This is a genomic window from Chitinophagales bacterium (genome assembly GCA_013816805.1).
GTDB lineage: Bacteria > Bacteroidota > Bacteroidia > Chitinophagales > UBA10324 > MGR-bin340.
In genome coordinates, this window is record JACDDS010000007.1 from 32,141 (window position 1) to 46,395 (window position 14,255).

At 37.7% G+C, this 14,255-nt stretch carries 13 protein-coding genes; 7 read left to right on the top strand and 6 right to left on the bottom strand.

Going from position 1 to position 14,255, the window contains the following annotated elements:
• Positions 1-11: 11 nt before the first annotated feature.
• The 3 genes from H0W62_07340 to H0W62_07350 are packed head-to-tail and all read right to left on the bottom strand — an operon-like array spanning position 12 to position 2,764.
• Positions 12-1,133, bottom strand: coding sequence for a glycosyltransferase (locus tag H0W62_07340; protein ID MBA3648348.1), 1,122 nt, complete (start codon positions 1,131-1,133; stop codon positions 12-14).
• A 5-nt stretch (positions 1,134-1,138) separates the two neighbouring features.
• On the bottom strand, positions 1,139-2,158 hold the full coding sequence (locus H0W62_07345) for a glycosyltransferase (GenBank protein ID MBA3648349.1): 1,020 nt from the start codon (positions 2,156-2,158) through the stop codon (positions 1,139-1,141).
• Positions 2,159-2,164: 6 nt separating this feature from the next.
• Positions 2,165-2,764 carry a methyltransferase domain-containing protein gene (locus tag H0W62_07350; protein ID MBA3648350.1) on the bottom strand — a complete coding sequence of 200 codons (600 nt, stop codon included), beginning with the start codon at positions 2,762-2,764 and terminating at the stop codon, positions 2,165-2,167.
• Between the two features lie 186 nt (positions 2,765-2,950).
• On the opposite strand from H0W62_07350, the gene H0W62_07355 reads away from it, so the two are divergent.
• The 3 genes from H0W62_07355 to H0W62_07365 all read left to right on the top strand — a co-directional run bounded on the left by H0W62_07355 (position 2,951) and on the right by H0W62_07365 (position 7,732).
• Positions 2,951-4,435, top strand: coding sequence for a lipopolysaccharide biosynthesis protein (locus H0W62_07355; GenBank protein MBA3648351.1), 1,485 nt, complete (start codon positions 2,951-2,953; stop codon positions 4,433-4,435).
• 212 nt (positions 4,436-4,647) lie between these two features.
• A complete protein-coding gene (locus tag H0W62_07360; protein ID MBA3648352.1) occupies positions 4,648-5,649 on the top strand; it encodes a PorP/SprF family type IX secretion system membrane protein in 1,002 nt (333 codons plus the stop codon).
• Positions 5,650-5,752: 103 nt separating this feature from the next.
• Positions 5,753-7,732, top strand: coding sequence for an OmpA family protein (locus tag H0W62_07365; protein ID MBA3648353.1), 1,980 nt, complete (start codon positions 5,753-5,755; stop codon positions 7,730-7,732).
• Between the two features lie 83 nt (positions 7,733-7,815).
• Here H0W62_07365 and H0W62_07370 read toward each other — a convergent pair whose 3' ends face one another.
• Positions 7,816-8,211 carry a DUF423 domain-containing protein gene (locus H0W62_07370; GenBank protein ID MBA3648354.1) on the bottom strand — a complete coding sequence of 132 codons (396 nt, stop codon included), beginning with the start codon at positions 8,209-8,211 and terminating at the stop codon, positions 7,816-7,818.
• Between the two features lie 71 nt (positions 8,212-8,282).
• On the opposite strand from H0W62_07370, the gene H0W62_07375 reads away from it, so the two are divergent.
• Together H0W62_07375 and H0W62_07380 are read left to right on the top strand one after the other, a co-directional pair.
• The gene (locus H0W62_07375) at positions 8,283-8,831 is read left to right on the top strand and encodes a cob(I)yrinic acid a,c-diamide adenosyltransferase (GenBank protein MBA3648355.1); all 549 of its coding nucleotides are present in this window, start codon (positions 8,283-8,285) and stop codon (positions 8,829-8,831) included.
• Between the two features lie 104 nt (positions 8,832-8,935).
• On the top strand, positions 8,936-9,157 hold the full coding sequence (locus tag H0W62_07380; GenBank protein ID MBA3648356.1) for a DUF2795 domain-containing protein: 222 nt from the start codon (positions 8,936-8,938) through the stop codon (positions 9,155-9,157).
• 99 nt (positions 9,158-9,256) lie between these two features.
• On the opposite strand, the gene H0W62_07385 is transcribed toward H0W62_07380, so the two are convergent.
• Entirely contained in the window at positions 9,257-9,949 is a 693-nt protein-coding gene (locus tag H0W62_07385) for a 2-C-methyl-D-erythritol 4-phosphate cytidylyltransferase (protein MBA3648357.1), read from the bottom strand.
• Between the two features lie 69 nt (positions 9,950-10,018).
• Positions 10,019-11,068, bottom strand: a complete 1,050-nt coding sequence (queA, locus tag H0W62_07390; GenBank protein ID MBA3648358.1) for a tRNA preQ1(34) S-adenosylmethionine ribosyltransferase-isomerase QueA — start codon at positions 11,066-11,068, stop codon at positions 10,019-10,021.
• Positions 11,069-11,289: 221 nt separating this feature from the next.
• Here queA and H0W62_07395 point away from each other — a divergent pair, with 221 nt between their 5' ends.
• Together H0W62_07395 and dnaB are read left to right on the top strand one after the other, a co-directional pair.
• Complete coding sequence (locus H0W62_07395; protein ID MBA3648359.1) at positions 11,290-12,543, top strand: ABC transporter permease; 1,254 nt, start codon at positions 11,290-11,292, stop codon at positions 12,541-12,543.
• A gap of 176 nt (positions 12,544-12,719) precedes the next feature.
• Positions 12,720-14,249 (top strand): replicative DNA helicase, encoded by a 1,530-nt coding sequence (dnaB, locus tag H0W62_07400; GenBank protein ID MBA3648360.1) that lies wholly within the window; start codon positions 12,720-12,722, stop codon positions 14,247-14,249.
• The last annotated feature ends 6 nt before the right edge of the window (positions 14,250-14,255 follow it).

Sequence of the window (14,255 nt, forward strand, 5' to 3'; positions counted from 1 at the left end):
AATCATTTAAATCAATCATATAATTGTTTAAACTGAGCTCCTACTTTTTTAAGGGAAAAACGATTTTTATGAAAACCGGCAATGTACTCGTGATTGTAATTTGTAGTAATTGCTTTATTTATTTTATTGATCCAATCTTCAAGGTTGTTTTCACAGAGATAACCTAACTGCTTGTTTTGAAGCAGATCAGGAATCGGTTCAACGTTTGACGCTATTACAGGAGTACCAGTTGACAGCGCTTCTGCAACTACCACCGAAAATGTTTCAAATAAGGTAGCGTGAACAAAAAAGTCGGAAGCTCTCAACAGATCGCCCACTTCATCTTTTGAGAGGATTCCAAGCCTGTTAACAGAAATGGCAAGATTTCTTTTGTTAAGTGCTTCGGTCAGCTTATTCCCGGTACCGGCAATATTTAAGACTATTTGCCTTTCTGTTATCTGCTGAACCTTTTCTAATGCATCTATAAAAAGAGAGGGTATTTTATTTCCTGCCCAGTTAGCTATTGCCGAAAATGTAACTTTTAAATGGTCGTTTGGCTTTGGTTTGTAGTAATAAATAGATTCATCAATAACATTTGGAATAGTGTGCACTTTGCTTCCATCTGATATATATTTTATAAGGTTGCGTTTAAGATATCCGGAAACAACCGTTACAGCTTTTGCAGTATTGTAGGCACGTAATCCACTTGCTAAAAATATATTTTTGGTAAAAAACCGATCCACTTTTGTCCAGTGTTCTGTTATTATATGTGGAATTTCCAATTCCTTTGAAAGCCAGTATCCTATTATGCCACACGGGCTTATAACATTTGAATGCAGGAAATTAAAAATGATTTTTTCTTTTTCAAGTTTTTTAATTTCCTTTTTTGCCAGCCTGAACAGGAATGGCGTTATGGCATATACTTTTTTCCAATAGCGTGAAAGAATATTTATTTGTATTGTTAATACTCCGTTTTCATCTATAAAGGTTTCCGTATAATGTTCATAAAGCCGGTGGCTTTCACTTACATTAATAAATAGGACTGTAATATCTACGCCTGAAAATTTAATTGCTTTTACATGCTCTTTGACGAAAAGACCGGCAGATGAATTTTGCGTTGATGGATACCAGGCAGTAAGAAAGAGAACTTTCAAATAAATTATATTTTATAGGATTTCTTTCCAAGGATTTTTGCAAAACCCTCCACATTAAGCCGGAACAAGCTAAAGACAAAGCCAACAGCGGAGCGTGCCCGCCAGATGACATTAGTTAAACCTGGTGCAAGAATGGATTTCAGATAATCTTTGCGCGCACCGGAAAAATCTTTTCTTAATAATTTATATCGCCCCGATCGGGCATATGCAATTAAAATCAGGTTATCCCAAGACCTCTCTATGGAATTGAAATCAATTTGACTTACGATGTCATTATTTTTATTTTTTTTATAATGATCAATAGCGCATGCTGCAAGGCCTTTAAAAATTTCTACGGTGAATTTTTTGGTAACCTGGTTCCCGTAGGTTCTCCAGGCACCTAAAACGGCTTCATCAAAGTAAAATTTACCCTTCAAGCTTAACTCAAGAATAGTCGGATAATCGATCAGCGGCAGGTTCTTCCCGCTCTTAAAACCCCCAATTTGCAATAATATGAATTTACGGATCACAATAGTAAGGGCAGGAATACAATTCCTGAAGTAAAGTACCTTAAGTAAGTTTCCTGCAGGAGTATTATCGAAAAGGATACTCTGAGTTTCGTGCATATCCGGCTCTACAGAATCTATTTTTGTCTGGTCGGCATCAATAACTTTTGCACGTCCCCAGGTAAGTACTATATTTTCATCGGTTTCCAAAGCCTTAATCTGGAGCTCGAGTTTTTGGGATTCCCACAGATCATCACCTTCCAGGATTGCTATGTATTTTCCATTTGTATTATCTAAGGCGAAATTGTAGGTTTCTACCAGCTTAAATGCACCTTTATTTTTTTGCGTGAAGAGTTTGATTCGGGAATCCTTAGTGGTATATGCTTTTGCAATATGTTCTGTATTATCGGTGCTTCCATCATTTACGATGATCATCTCCCAATTTAAATAAGTCTGATTTAAGGCAGATTGAATACAGGCATCCAGGAAACGTGCATGGTTATACGTAGGTGTTATAATAGAAACTAAAGGGCCCTCCATACATTTTTACTTTACGGGTCTCATCACAAATATTATTTCTGCACAGGGAAACAACCAGCAGAAGTTTTCTTCATAAAATTCTTTTATACCATTATTTAGATTTACAATTTTTTTAACTATCTGCTTGAAATAATGGCGGATGGTAAATGGGGATTTAAAATTTAATTTTCTTTCCATTATATGGAATTTATCAGCTGAATAAAATCCAGGTACTTTCCGTTTTAAAGCACTGTCATTATCTGCTAAATAATCAAAAGTATATAACCCAAAAAAACGCTTATGAGTATAATCTGAATAATAGTAAGGATTGGAAAAATGTGGAACAACTGCAATATGAAGTCCATCCCGTTTTAATACCCGGTGAATTTCACTTATTAAAAATTCGAAATTTGAAATATGCTCCAGAAAATGGGAAGAACTAATTTCATCTATAGACGAATCAGGGAGAAAAATTAATCCATTCTCAGCATCATGCACAATATCAACTCCATGTAGCGCTAACTTATCTATGCCTATTTTTCCTTCTTTTTTATTAGGTCCGCATCCTAGCTCAATGCATATTTTGTCACCGTTATTTATTTTATCCAATAAAAATTGAGGAATCATTCAATAGTAATTTGTACTCTAGTTGAGATGAGGCTAAGATAGAGCAAAAAGCGTTTTTTCATACGGGTAATAAATAATATTATGAGTGAGCTATTACAAGGGTTGCAATTGATAAAACTAAAACTCGTCTTAAAAAATGCTTTATCTCCTTTTTGCGTTATCTTTTAACGTTCCGATTGAACAACCATGGGAATAGTTAAACGTCAAAGCGTTCCTTCAGCCATTGCGGCATATGCCGGGGTGGCTTTGGGGTTCATTAATTTCAATTATTTATTACCGCGCTTTGCTACGGTAGAGGATGTTGGGCTTGTAAAGATGTTAATTAGTGCAGCCGTTGTTTTCTCCCAATTGGGAACACTTGGTATTGTATATACAACGTTGCGTTATTTCCCTTACTTCAATTCAAGGGATAAAAAACACCATGGTTTCCTGGTGATCTTGTTCACTACCGGTTTTGCCGGGTTGATTATTTTCTCTCTTGCTTATTTTATTTTTCAGGAGCCTATAAAGTCTTTCTATCATGCTAAAGCAGAATTATTTAATGAATATATTCTGTACGTATTGCCAATTGGTGGACTTTTACTTTTTTCAGAAATACTGTCCGGATATTCCCGTTCGCTGTATAAAACGATAGTTCCGACAATAATCCGGGAACTGTTGGTCAGGATATGTAACTCCATTGCTATTCTACTTTATATATTTAAATACATTGATTTTAAGTTTTTTGTCATGCTAATCGTGGGCGGTTATGCTGTGCAGGTGCTTACCATGCTCTTATATCTGCGATGGAGGAAACAACTCTTTCTCGGTACATTTTCCGGTTTTTTAACCCGGCCTTTTGCACGGGAAATGGCAGGATATACCGGGTTCATGTTTTTAACCATTATATCCGGAATCTTTATTACCAATATTGATTTGATTATGCTTGGTGCATTATCCGGATTGGTAAGTGTAGGTATATACGGTGTAGTGGTAACTATTTCTACCATTATCATTATTCCATCCCGAACCATTACACAAATTGTAGTTCCTATTTTTTCAGAGGCATGGAAAAATAATGACATTAGGAAAATCAAGAATATGTACTCTCAAACTGCCATTAATAATTTATTAATTGGTGCATTTATTTTTATATTAATCTGGGTGAACCTGGATAGTTTTTTTTCATTTCTGCCAAAATCCTATGCTCAGGGAAAATGGGTTTTTTTTATATTAGGATTATCACGGCTGCTTGATCTTGGCACCGGCAACAATGGTGAGATCATCTTAACTTCAAAACATTTTCGTTTTATATTATTCACAAACCTTTACCTGATAGCGGTAACCTTTTTAAGTTATTGGTGGCTGATACCGAGATACGACATGTTAGGTGCTGCACTTGCCACCGGTATATCAATTCTTTCATACAATACCATTCGGTCTGTCTTTCTATATTATAAATACGGAATGCATCCAATTACGGCAGATTACCTCAAAGGTTTGATGATGGCAACTGCAATATTGATTTTCGCTTCTTTTCTTCCTCCCCTTCATAATATTTTCTGGAATATTGTATACAAGTCTGTATTTGTCTCTGGGGTATTTTTAGCACTAATTGTGTGGATAAAACCTTCTCCAGACATTGATAGCTCCTTTAACCATATCATAAATATTGTAAGATCGAAGCTTTGAAAAAGCTGGGCTTAATTATCAAAAATTGCCTTAGCAAATAGAAAAACAGAGAGGAAAAAAGTTTAATCTTCAGCTTGAAATTTTTACATTTGAATGGTTGACTGTTAATTTCCAGCAGGTGTGAATAATTTATTGTATAAAAACATCCATCATTAGATTTAATTCCTGAATTTGTCAGCCAATGAGTACTCATGATTGAAAAAATTCTGCCGATGAAAAAATTTACACCTCTTTTTATACTCGTTTTTGCCTACTGTTCTTTATCCTTTGCCCAGGATATTCACTATTCTCAGTTTTATTCCTCACCCCTTTCACTTAACCCTGCATTGACGGGAATCAATGACTGCAACTACCGTGTCGGCGTTATGTACCGTAACCAATGGAAAAGCGTATCCATTCCTTATAAGACACCATCAATTTCATTTGACATTAATAATGTTTTACCAAAAATTATTAAAAGCGGGATTTTATCACTGGGCGTAATAGTAATAAATGACCAGGCAGGAGAGGGTGCTTTAACCAATCTCAGCATTTTAGGATCTATTGCTTATCAGCATGGTTTTGCCGATAATAAATTTAATCTTTCATTAGGCGTGCAGGGAGGATATGTGCAAAAACGAATTGATCCTTCCAAACTCACTTTTGAAACCCAGTTTAATGGTACTTCTTTCGATCCGGCTCTTTCAAATGGAGAAAATATAGATGATAAATTCGGGTATGCCGACTTTAATGCAGGTATATATCTTTCTTATAGTCCTACTCATGCAGTTGATATTTTTCTGGGCGATGCTCAGAGCCATCTTACCACTCCGAAGGAGACTTTTCTGAGCGGAACAAATGACTTGCATTTAAGAACCACCATTCACGGAGGTTTACGGATTGGCGTTACAGACAAGCTTAGCATTATTCCACAGGCACTGTACCTGATGCAGTCCAAGGCAAGAGAGACAAACCTCGGTCTGGGATTAGCTTATGCCTTTACACCCGATGTTCATTTGTATGCCGGAGTTTATGATCGAATAAAGGATGCAATCATTCCGCAAATAGGATTTGAATATAAACGTGTGCGGTTGGGATTAAGCTATGATATCAATACTTCTTCCCTTCATAATATAGCAAGCGGAAACAGTGCTTTTGAAATTTCACTGATGTATACAGGATGCCTTGGTAATATTACACTTGATCAGCCCGTTATGTTTTGTCCCAGATACTAGAATAAATTTTAACCGAAACTACTCCATGGTTATGCGATTTATGAATCTTTTCTTACTGCTGATATTTACAATTTTTTTGTGTGAAAAGGGGTATGCCCAAAAAGTGGCTGTTCAAAAGTTAAATCCGCAAAAGAGTAAAAAGGAAGCAGACTATCTTTTTAACTTGGGCAGTTATTACAATGCCGTAGATTATTACCAGGTAATGCTTAAAAAAACTCCGGACGCTGAATACCCGAATTATCAAATGGGTATGTCTGAATTATACCTGCGGGATTATGCACAAGCTGAAAATTACTTCAAAAAGCTGGTAGATGCCAATGCCGTTAATTATCCATTGGCAAAATATTATTATGGTTTGGCTCTAAAATATAATGGTAAATATGATTTAGCAAAAACAGCTTTTGATGACTTCACCAGCAACTTAAAAGATACTAGGGATAATGAATTTGCACCCTATAAGAAAAGAGCGCAGACAGAGTCCAAAGGATGCGATCTTGCTTTGAAGCTTTTACAAAAACCTGATTCCGTTAAGATCATTCACCTTAATGAATCAGTGAATAATCCTTTCAGCGATTATGCCCCGGTTTCTTTGGGCGATTCTGCTTTATTGTTTGCTTCGCTGAAATCTGATTCTGCTATTGTGGTAGATGCAATGCAAAAAGATGGACAGTATTCAGAATTTTATGAAGCTAAAAAAGTGGGAAATAACTTTCAGAAAGCGGTAGCATTTCCCGGCCCTTTCAATTCTGACCAGCAACATACAGGGAATGGCGCTTTTTCACCTGATAGAAAACGGTTCTATTTTACAAAGTGCGATCTGGGCGCGGGTATGAAAATGAAATGTAACATCTATATGAGCGAATATCAAAACGGTGTCTGGAGCGATCCGGATTCCCTGGATAAAAATGTTAATTATCCCGATGCAAATAATACAGAACCTGCTGTAGGCAGATCATCCACAGGCGATATTCTATATTGGGCTTCTGATCGGCCCGGAGGGTCCGGCGGACTTGACATTTGGATGTCTGCTTTCGAGAATAAAACAGGAAAATTTTCTACAGCTGTAAATCTTGGCAGAAATATTAATACGAAAGGTGATGAAATAACACCTTTTTTCGACATTAAAACATCGACACTATATTTTAGTTCTAATGACCTTATAGGAATAGGGGGATTTGATATTTATAAGACCCGGTTTACGGATAAGAAATGGACCGATCCTGTAAACGCAGGAGTACCTTTAAATTCAAGTGTTGATGATATGTATTACGTAATAGATGAAAATCAGCACTCAGGATACCTTGTCTCTAACCGGCCCGGAACTATAGCTTTGAAAAGTGAAACTTGCTGTGATGATATATGGAGTGTAGAATACCCGAATGTTATCCGGTATGTTGTAAGAGGAAATGTATATGATGCAGAAAAAAGACAGCCACTTGCAGGAGCGAAAGTGTTTTTAGTGGATGATCATCAGAAGCAAGTAGGTGCTGCCATGATATCTAAAGCTGATTCACTGTATTATTTTAATCTTCAGCCAAAAAAATTCTATACACTTAAATCTGTAAAGCAGGGCTATCTCACCGGGTCAGCTGATTTTACTGTTGCAGAAAGGGATTATAGTGATACCATGCGTATTGATTTACTGATGAAAAAAATTACATCACAGCCCGTGCGTATACAGAATGTATTTTATGATTTTGCTAAAGCAACCTTACGTCCGGAATCATTACCTCCTTTAGATACACTTGTTACTTTGCTTAAAGACAATCCCGGCATTATAGTAGAGATTGCTTCCCATACAGATAGTAAAGGAACTCTTAAATACAATCAGAAGCTTTCACTTTCCCGTGCTCAAAGTGTGGTAAATTATTTGGAAAGTAAAGGAGTTACCTCTGACCGTTTGATCGCTAAAGGCTATGGCCCTACCCAGCCTGTAGCACCCAATAAATTGAAAAATGGAAAAGACAATCCTGAAGGGCGGGCACTTAACAGACGTACTGAATTCAAAATTGTTGGATCTATTCCTGGTAGAGAATTAATTTATCAGCAAGGCAACCCGAGTGAAGATCAGAAAAATCAGTAACAGTCTTATTGATGCTTCCATCCTTTTATGGTTGCAGGAAACTTAGAACTGCCACACCATAATTTTTGTGATATTGATTTGATCTAAGGCAATTTGATTTTCCAAAAAGAATACAACATTAGAATCCATCCTGCAATAAAAAAAAACCCTCCAATAGGAGTGAGAATCCCAATCCAGGTAAATTTGGATGCACAGATGAGCGCAGCTATAGAGAGTATATAAAGCGAACCGGAAAATAAAATAATACCTGCAATAAAAAGATTTCCAGCAATAGTGATCAGTTTTGTGATATACTGCTGGCTGAAGAATCCTATAAACAACAGGCATAGGGCATGATAAAACTGATATTCAACAGCAGTATGAAACACATGCAGATCGCTATCGCCTAACTGACTGCTTAATCCATGCGCTCCAAATGCACCAAGCATTACAGCAGTGCATGCAAAGAATGCACCTGCAATCAGAAAACGTTTCGACATATTTGACTGGCTAACGTTAGAGTGAATTGTTGATTTTCAAAGATATTACCTTTAATTTCTCAATACTATTTATGAAAATTTACACTAAGAAGGGAGATGCAGGTACCACCCAGCTCATTGGCGGCACAAGGGTCGGTAAACACCATCTGAGAATTGATGCATATGGAACTATTGATGAATTGAATTCCTGGATAGGGCTGCTTCGTGATCAGGTGAATGGTGACCATCATAAAGATATGTTGAAAGAAATTCAGGACCGTTTATTCACCATAGGGTCTTTACTTGCAAGTGATCCTGAAAAATCACGTATGAAAATTCCGGACCTCCATAATACCGATGTGCAGTTGCTGGAAAATGAGATGGACGAAATGAGCTTTACCTTGCCCGATATGAAATCATTTATTCTTCCCGGAGGTCATCCTGTTAATTCCGCGTGCCATATTGCAAGGTGTGTATGCAGAAGAGCAGAGCGTTTAATAGTTAAATTAAACGAAGCAGAAAAAGTGGAACCACTTATATTACAGTATATTAACCGATTGTCAGATTATTTATTTGTGCTTTCCAGAAAAATTACCCAGGACACAGGGAGTGAGGAAATACCCTGGAAACCGCGCCTGTAGAGACTTTCATAAAAATTTCTAATCCTATTTTACAGTTATTGCAAAAAATTTTGCTTTGTTGATTATTCGGTTATTTTTGCGGGAAATTTGATTTCCCCTATAATATGTATTGGACTCTTGAATTGGCTTCATATCTGGAAGATGCGCCCTGGCCCGCGACGAAGGATGAATTAATTGATTATGGCATTCGATCCGGTGCACCTATAGAGGTCATCGAAAATTTACAGGAACTGGAAGACGAGGGGGAGCTATTTGAAGGTATAGATGATATTTGGCCGGATTATCCTACCCATGATGACTTCTTTTTTAATGAAGATGAGTACTGATTAGATTCTCAAATTAATTTACGTTTTTTGTAGTAACTGCAAAGTGAAAACGGATCTTTTTCATCCAAATTGGGAAAGTAAAAAAGACAGATCTCCGTATTAATTGGACATATTGCCAAAGCTGTTTCCAATTAATCTTTCTGCTATTACCAGATCGTGCTTAGTGGTAATCTTAAAATTGATTTGGTCGCCATCCACAAGATTTATCTTTACACCTGCCGCTTCAGCTACAGAGGCATCATCTGTAAATTCTTCTGAAAATGTTTGCCTGTAGGAGTTTTTCAACACTTCAACCTTAAAACATTGCGGGGTTTGAATTACTTTATACCTGTTCCTGTTAAGGTAACGGGAACCATCTTTCATTATTTCACGGATAGAATCCTGCAGATCAATAGCTGGTATAGCATTGCCTTTATCCATTGCTGTTGCCAGGCATCTGGTTAGCAGTTTTTCCGTCACAAATGGACGGCACGCATCCTGAACAGCCACTATCCCATTTTCCTTAATCATTTTTAACCCGTTTTTAACTGAATGAAATCGCGTTGCACCTCCTTTAATAATATGTATAGAGGCCTTTTTCAAAAACTTTTTCCTGATTTTTTCCCAGCGAGCCATTTCCTCTTCAGGAAGTACAACTATAAATTCCGGATTTTTCCAGGCATTAGAAAATGCATTAATAGTATGCACAATAACTGGTGTTCCTGCCAGCAGTAGAAATTGCTTTGGTATTTCTGATTGCATGCGTGTTCCAAAGCCGCCAGCGGCAACAAGCACGAACTTTTTTTCGCTCAAATTCTTAAATGTGAAAGCGTTTTAAAGATCGGAAATATCTTCGATGTTATATAATTTATTAGGGTTTTCTTATATAATAAGCATTACATCACCATATGTAGAAAAGTGATATTTCTCTTTCACTGCAACTCTATATGCCTCCATAATCTGATCGTATCCTCCAAAAGCAGAGACCATGATTAAAAGACTGGTTTTAGGCATATGAAAATTACTTATCATGCAGTTTGCAATGCTGAATTCATAAGGAGGGTGAATAAAAACATTGGTCCAGCCTTCTGCAGGCTTTACATATTTATGCGCAGATACTGCAGATTCAACGGCACGCATAGTAGTAGTGCCTATAGAGCAAACTCTGGCTTTATTATCTATAGCGCGGTTAATTATATTACAGGTCTCCTGGTCAATCTTAAAATACTCAGCATCCATCTTGTGTTTAGAAAGATCTTCAACCTCGATTTGCCGAAATGTGCCAAGACCGGTATGGAGTGTAACTTCAGCAAGATCTACTCCCTTAATCTCAAGACGTTTTAACAGCTCACGGCTAAAATGCAAACCAGCGGTAGGCGCCGCTACAGCACCTTCTACTTTTGCATATACTGTTTGGTAACGCTCCTTATCCAATTCATCCGGCTTTCGCTTAATGTATTTAGGTATTGGAGTTTCCCCTAATGAATACAGTGTTTCTTTAAGCTCATCATCTGTGCCATCAAATAAAAACCTGATAGTCCTTCCCCTTGAAGTAGTGTTATCTACCACTTCGGCAACAAGTAAACCATCTGTTCCGAAATAGAGCTTATTACCTACACGTATCTTTCTTGCCGGATCTACAAGCACATCCCACAACCTCATTTGATGGTTGAGTTCACGAAGCAGAAATACTTCGATCTTGGCACCTGTTTTTTCCTTACGCCCGTATAGCCGTGCAGGGAATACTTTTGTATTATTTAACATAAGACAATCCTTTTCACCGAAAATGCTGAGGATGTCTTTAAAAACTTTATGCTTTATTTTACCGGTCTTTCGATCTAAAATCATCATCCGTGATTCATCACGGTTCTTTGATGGATTTTGAGCAATTAGCGACTGAGGAAGGTCAAAGCGAAATTGAGATAGTTTCATGGTACTTTCAATAAATTACGGTTTATTAAAAGTTTATTCAAAAGCTGGAAACACGTGAAAAAATATAGATACGATGTTTATAGGTTTGAAAAACGGATTGCAAAGATATAATTTTTCACTTCACAGGGAAATTCTTTTAAGCTACCTGTTCATATTCTTGCTTGAACTTGGGCTTACTTTGCTATAATTTTATATCTATTTAGTTTTAGGTTTGTCGCCACATGCAAATTGTTTTAAGAATATTCAATGAATCTGTTGCCCTTGCTCTTCGGGAATTAAGGGTAAACAAGCTGAGAACCTTTTTGACGCTGCTAGGAATTGCAATTGGTATTTTTTGCCTGATCACTATTTTTTCTTCTGTTGATTCTTTACAGCGTAACATACAACAAGGGCTAAGCAAGTTTGGAAGTGATGTAGTTTATGTAGAAAAATGGCCATGGGAATTCTCAAATGATTATCCCTGGTGGAAATATGTTAACCGTCCTTATGCTAAGTATGATGAAATGAAACAGCTTCAGGACCATTTAACAGGTGCCGATGCAATTGCAATTTCTATATGGTTACAGGGCCCCGTAATTCAGTACAGGGATCGGAATGTAAAGAACTCTACTGTAAACGGCGTATCTCAGGATTATAACCACATACAGGATCTCAATTTTTTATATGGTCGTTATTTTACTCCGGGTGAAAACCTTGGAGGAGATCGTAAGGTGGTTCTTGGGTATAAAGTAGCTGATCAGCTTTTCCCGGATAAATCTGATCCAACAGGAAAAGAAATAGAACTGTACGGAGATAAATTAACCATCATTGGGGTTTTTGCAAAAGATGGCGAGAGTATTATTAATACCAGCAATGATAATTTGGCAATGATACCCTATCAATATCTTGTTTCAAAAGTACAGGTCAATGGTTTCGACGTTCAGCCTTCTATATTAGTAAAAGCCAAGGCCGGCGTAACACTCGATGAATTGAAGGATGAAATAAGAGGAGTGATGCGTGCAGTAAGAAGGTTGTCACCAACTCACGAAGATAATTTTGCCCTTAACCAGATGAGTATTCTGTCTTCCAGGATAACCAGCTTATTTGGAGTGCTGGACTGGGTAGCTATCATTATCGGGGGATTTGCAATTCTGGTGGGTGGTTTTGGTATTGCCAATATTATGTTTGTTTCTGTTAGGGAACGTACAAACCTTATCGGGATAAAAAAAGCATTAGGAGCGAAAAATTATTTTATTATGCTGGAATTTTTAATCGAAGCAGTAATTCTTTCTATAGTGGGCGGACTGTTTGGATTAATCTTAGTTTTTATAACAGTGAAGGGATTGTCTGCTGCACTTCATTTTGACCTTGTTCTTGATTTTACAAATGCAATGCGTGGTGTCATTATTGCATCCGTAATTGGTTTAATCTCCGGTTTTTGGCCGGCCTTGTCCGCTGCCCGCCTGAACCCTGTAGATGCTATTAGATTTAAATAAGCCCTCAGGTTTCACTATATATTAATTATGAAGTTCATAACCGTATTAATACTACAGTAGCTATTTCTCTTTCTGTCAAAGTTATCAACAGCTGTGGACGTGTTCACAACTTTTTATATTGATTTCATCGTTCTGTATTTTCTAATTAATTTTCTTTGTTCCCCTTTAAAAATTACATGTCCGAATCGATAGATGATATAAATAAGGTCTCAGGAAAAGCCCGGTCAATGCGGCGCAGATCACCAGCTGATCTCAGTAGTTTTGTTTTCGGTAGAGTTCCGCCTCAGGCGCGCGATCTGGAAGAGGCAGTGCTTGGTGCATTAATGCTTGAAAAAGATGCGCTCTCATTGGTTATTGACATTCTTAAACCTGAAAGCTTTTATGTTGAAGCCCATCAGAAAATTTTCATGGCTATTCAGCGTCTTTTTCTGCGTACACAACCGGTAGATATCTTAACAGTTACTGAAGAGCTTCGCAAGAGTGGTGAACTGGAAGATTCCGGAGGAGCCTATTTTGTCACCGGGCTTACCAACCGGGTTGCATCGGCTGCCAATGTGGATTATCATGCAAGGATTATTTCTCAGAAATTTATTCAGCGTGAGTTGATTCGTATTTCTTCGGAGATTGTGCGGGAAGCTTTTGAGGATACTACTGATGTATTTGAATTACTGGATATAGCCGAAAAGGGAATTTACGAAATTACCGATCAGAACCTTCGCCGAAACTATTCGCCGATCAGTTCCCTTGTAAGCAAGGCGCTGGAACAATTGCAGAAAATAAAGGATCACAAAGATTCGGTTACAGGAATTCCATCCGGGTTTGTTCAGCTGGATCGTGTAACCAGTGGCTGGCAAAAATCTGATTTGGTAGTGGTGGCAGCCCGGCCAGGTATGGGTAAAACAGCATTTGTTTTATCCATGGCACGCAATGCAGCAGTAGATTTTAAAAAACCGATCGCTTTTTTTTCTCTTGAAATGTCATCAATACAGCTGACGAATCGCTTGATCTCTGCTGAAACAGAAATTCCTGCAGAAAAAATCCGCCGTGGTCAATTGGAAAATTATGAATGGGAACAATTGATCAGGAAAGTGGAAACGCTGTCTGAAGCGCCGCTTTTTATAGATGACACTCCTGCGATAAATATTTTTGAATTGCGGGCAAAGGCACGCCGCTTAAAAATGCAGCACGATATTCAGCTGATCATTATTGATTATTTACAGCTGATGAGTGGCACTACTGATAATAAGCAGGGTAACCGTGAACAGGAAATCAGTAATATTTCCCGTGCACTAAAAAGTATTGCAAAGGAATTGGACATACCTGTGATTGCCTTATCACAGCTCAACAGATCCGTGGAGACAAGGGGAGGAGATAAACGCCCCCAACTTTCTGACCTTAGGGAATCAGGTGCTATTGAGCAGGATGCAGATATGGTAATTTTCATTTATCGTCCTGAATATTATAAGATCACCCAGGATGCAGAAGGAAATTCTACTATAGGGACAGCAGAAATTATAATTTCCAAGCATCGCAATGGCTCGCTTGCTACAATTCCTGTTAAGTTTATTGACCGGTTTGCAAAATTTGCCGAAATGGATTCATTCCGCGGAAATGTGGAAGGGCAAATCCGGATACTTAAATCGCGTATGGATGATATGGATGAGGATGAAGAATTAAAACCACCGCATGAGCCTGTGCCATGGTAATTAATG

Excerpts from the sequence above, each read along its gene's own strand:
- H0W62_07345 (MBA3648349.1), bottom strand. The coding sequence starts at position 2,158 with ATGGAGGGCCCTTTAGTTTCTATTATAACACCTACGTATAACCATGCA.
- H0W62_07355 (MBA3648351.1), top strand. The coding sequence starts at position 2,951 with ATGGGAATAGTTAAACGTCAAAGCGTTCCTTCAGCCATTGCGGCATAT.
- H0W62_07375 (MBA3648355.1), top strand. The coding sequence starts at position 8,283 with ATGAAAATTTACACTAAGAAGGGAGATGCAGGTACCACCCAGCTCATT.
- H0W62_07350 (MBA3648350.1), bottom strand. The coding sequence starts at position 2,764 with ATGATTCCTCAATTTTTATTGGATAAAATAAATAACGGTGACAAAATA.
- H0W62_07370 (MBA3648354.1), bottom strand. The coding sequence starts at position 8,211 with ATGTCGAAACGTTTTCTGATTGCAGGTGCATTCTTTGCATGCACTGCT.
- H0W62_07380 (MBA3648356.1), top strand. The coding sequence starts at position 8,936 with ATGTATTGGACTCTTGAATTGGCTTCATATCTGGAAGATGCGCCCTGG.
- H0W62_07395 (MBA3648359.1), top strand. The coding sequence starts at position 11,290 with ATGCAAATTGTTTTAAGAATATTCAATGAATCTGTTGCCCTTGCTCTT.
- H0W62_07360 (MBA3648352.1), top strand. The coding sequence starts at position 4,648 with ATGAAAAAATTTACACCTCTTTTTATACTCGTTTTTGCCTACTGTTCT.
- dnaB (MBA3648360.1), top strand. The coding sequence starts at position 12,720 with ATGTCCGAATCGATAGATGATATAAATAAGGTCTCAGGAAAAGCCCGG.
- queA (MBA3648358.1), bottom strand. The coding sequence starts at position 11,068 with ATGAAACTATCTCAATTTCGCTTTGACCTTCCTCAGTCGCTAATTGCT.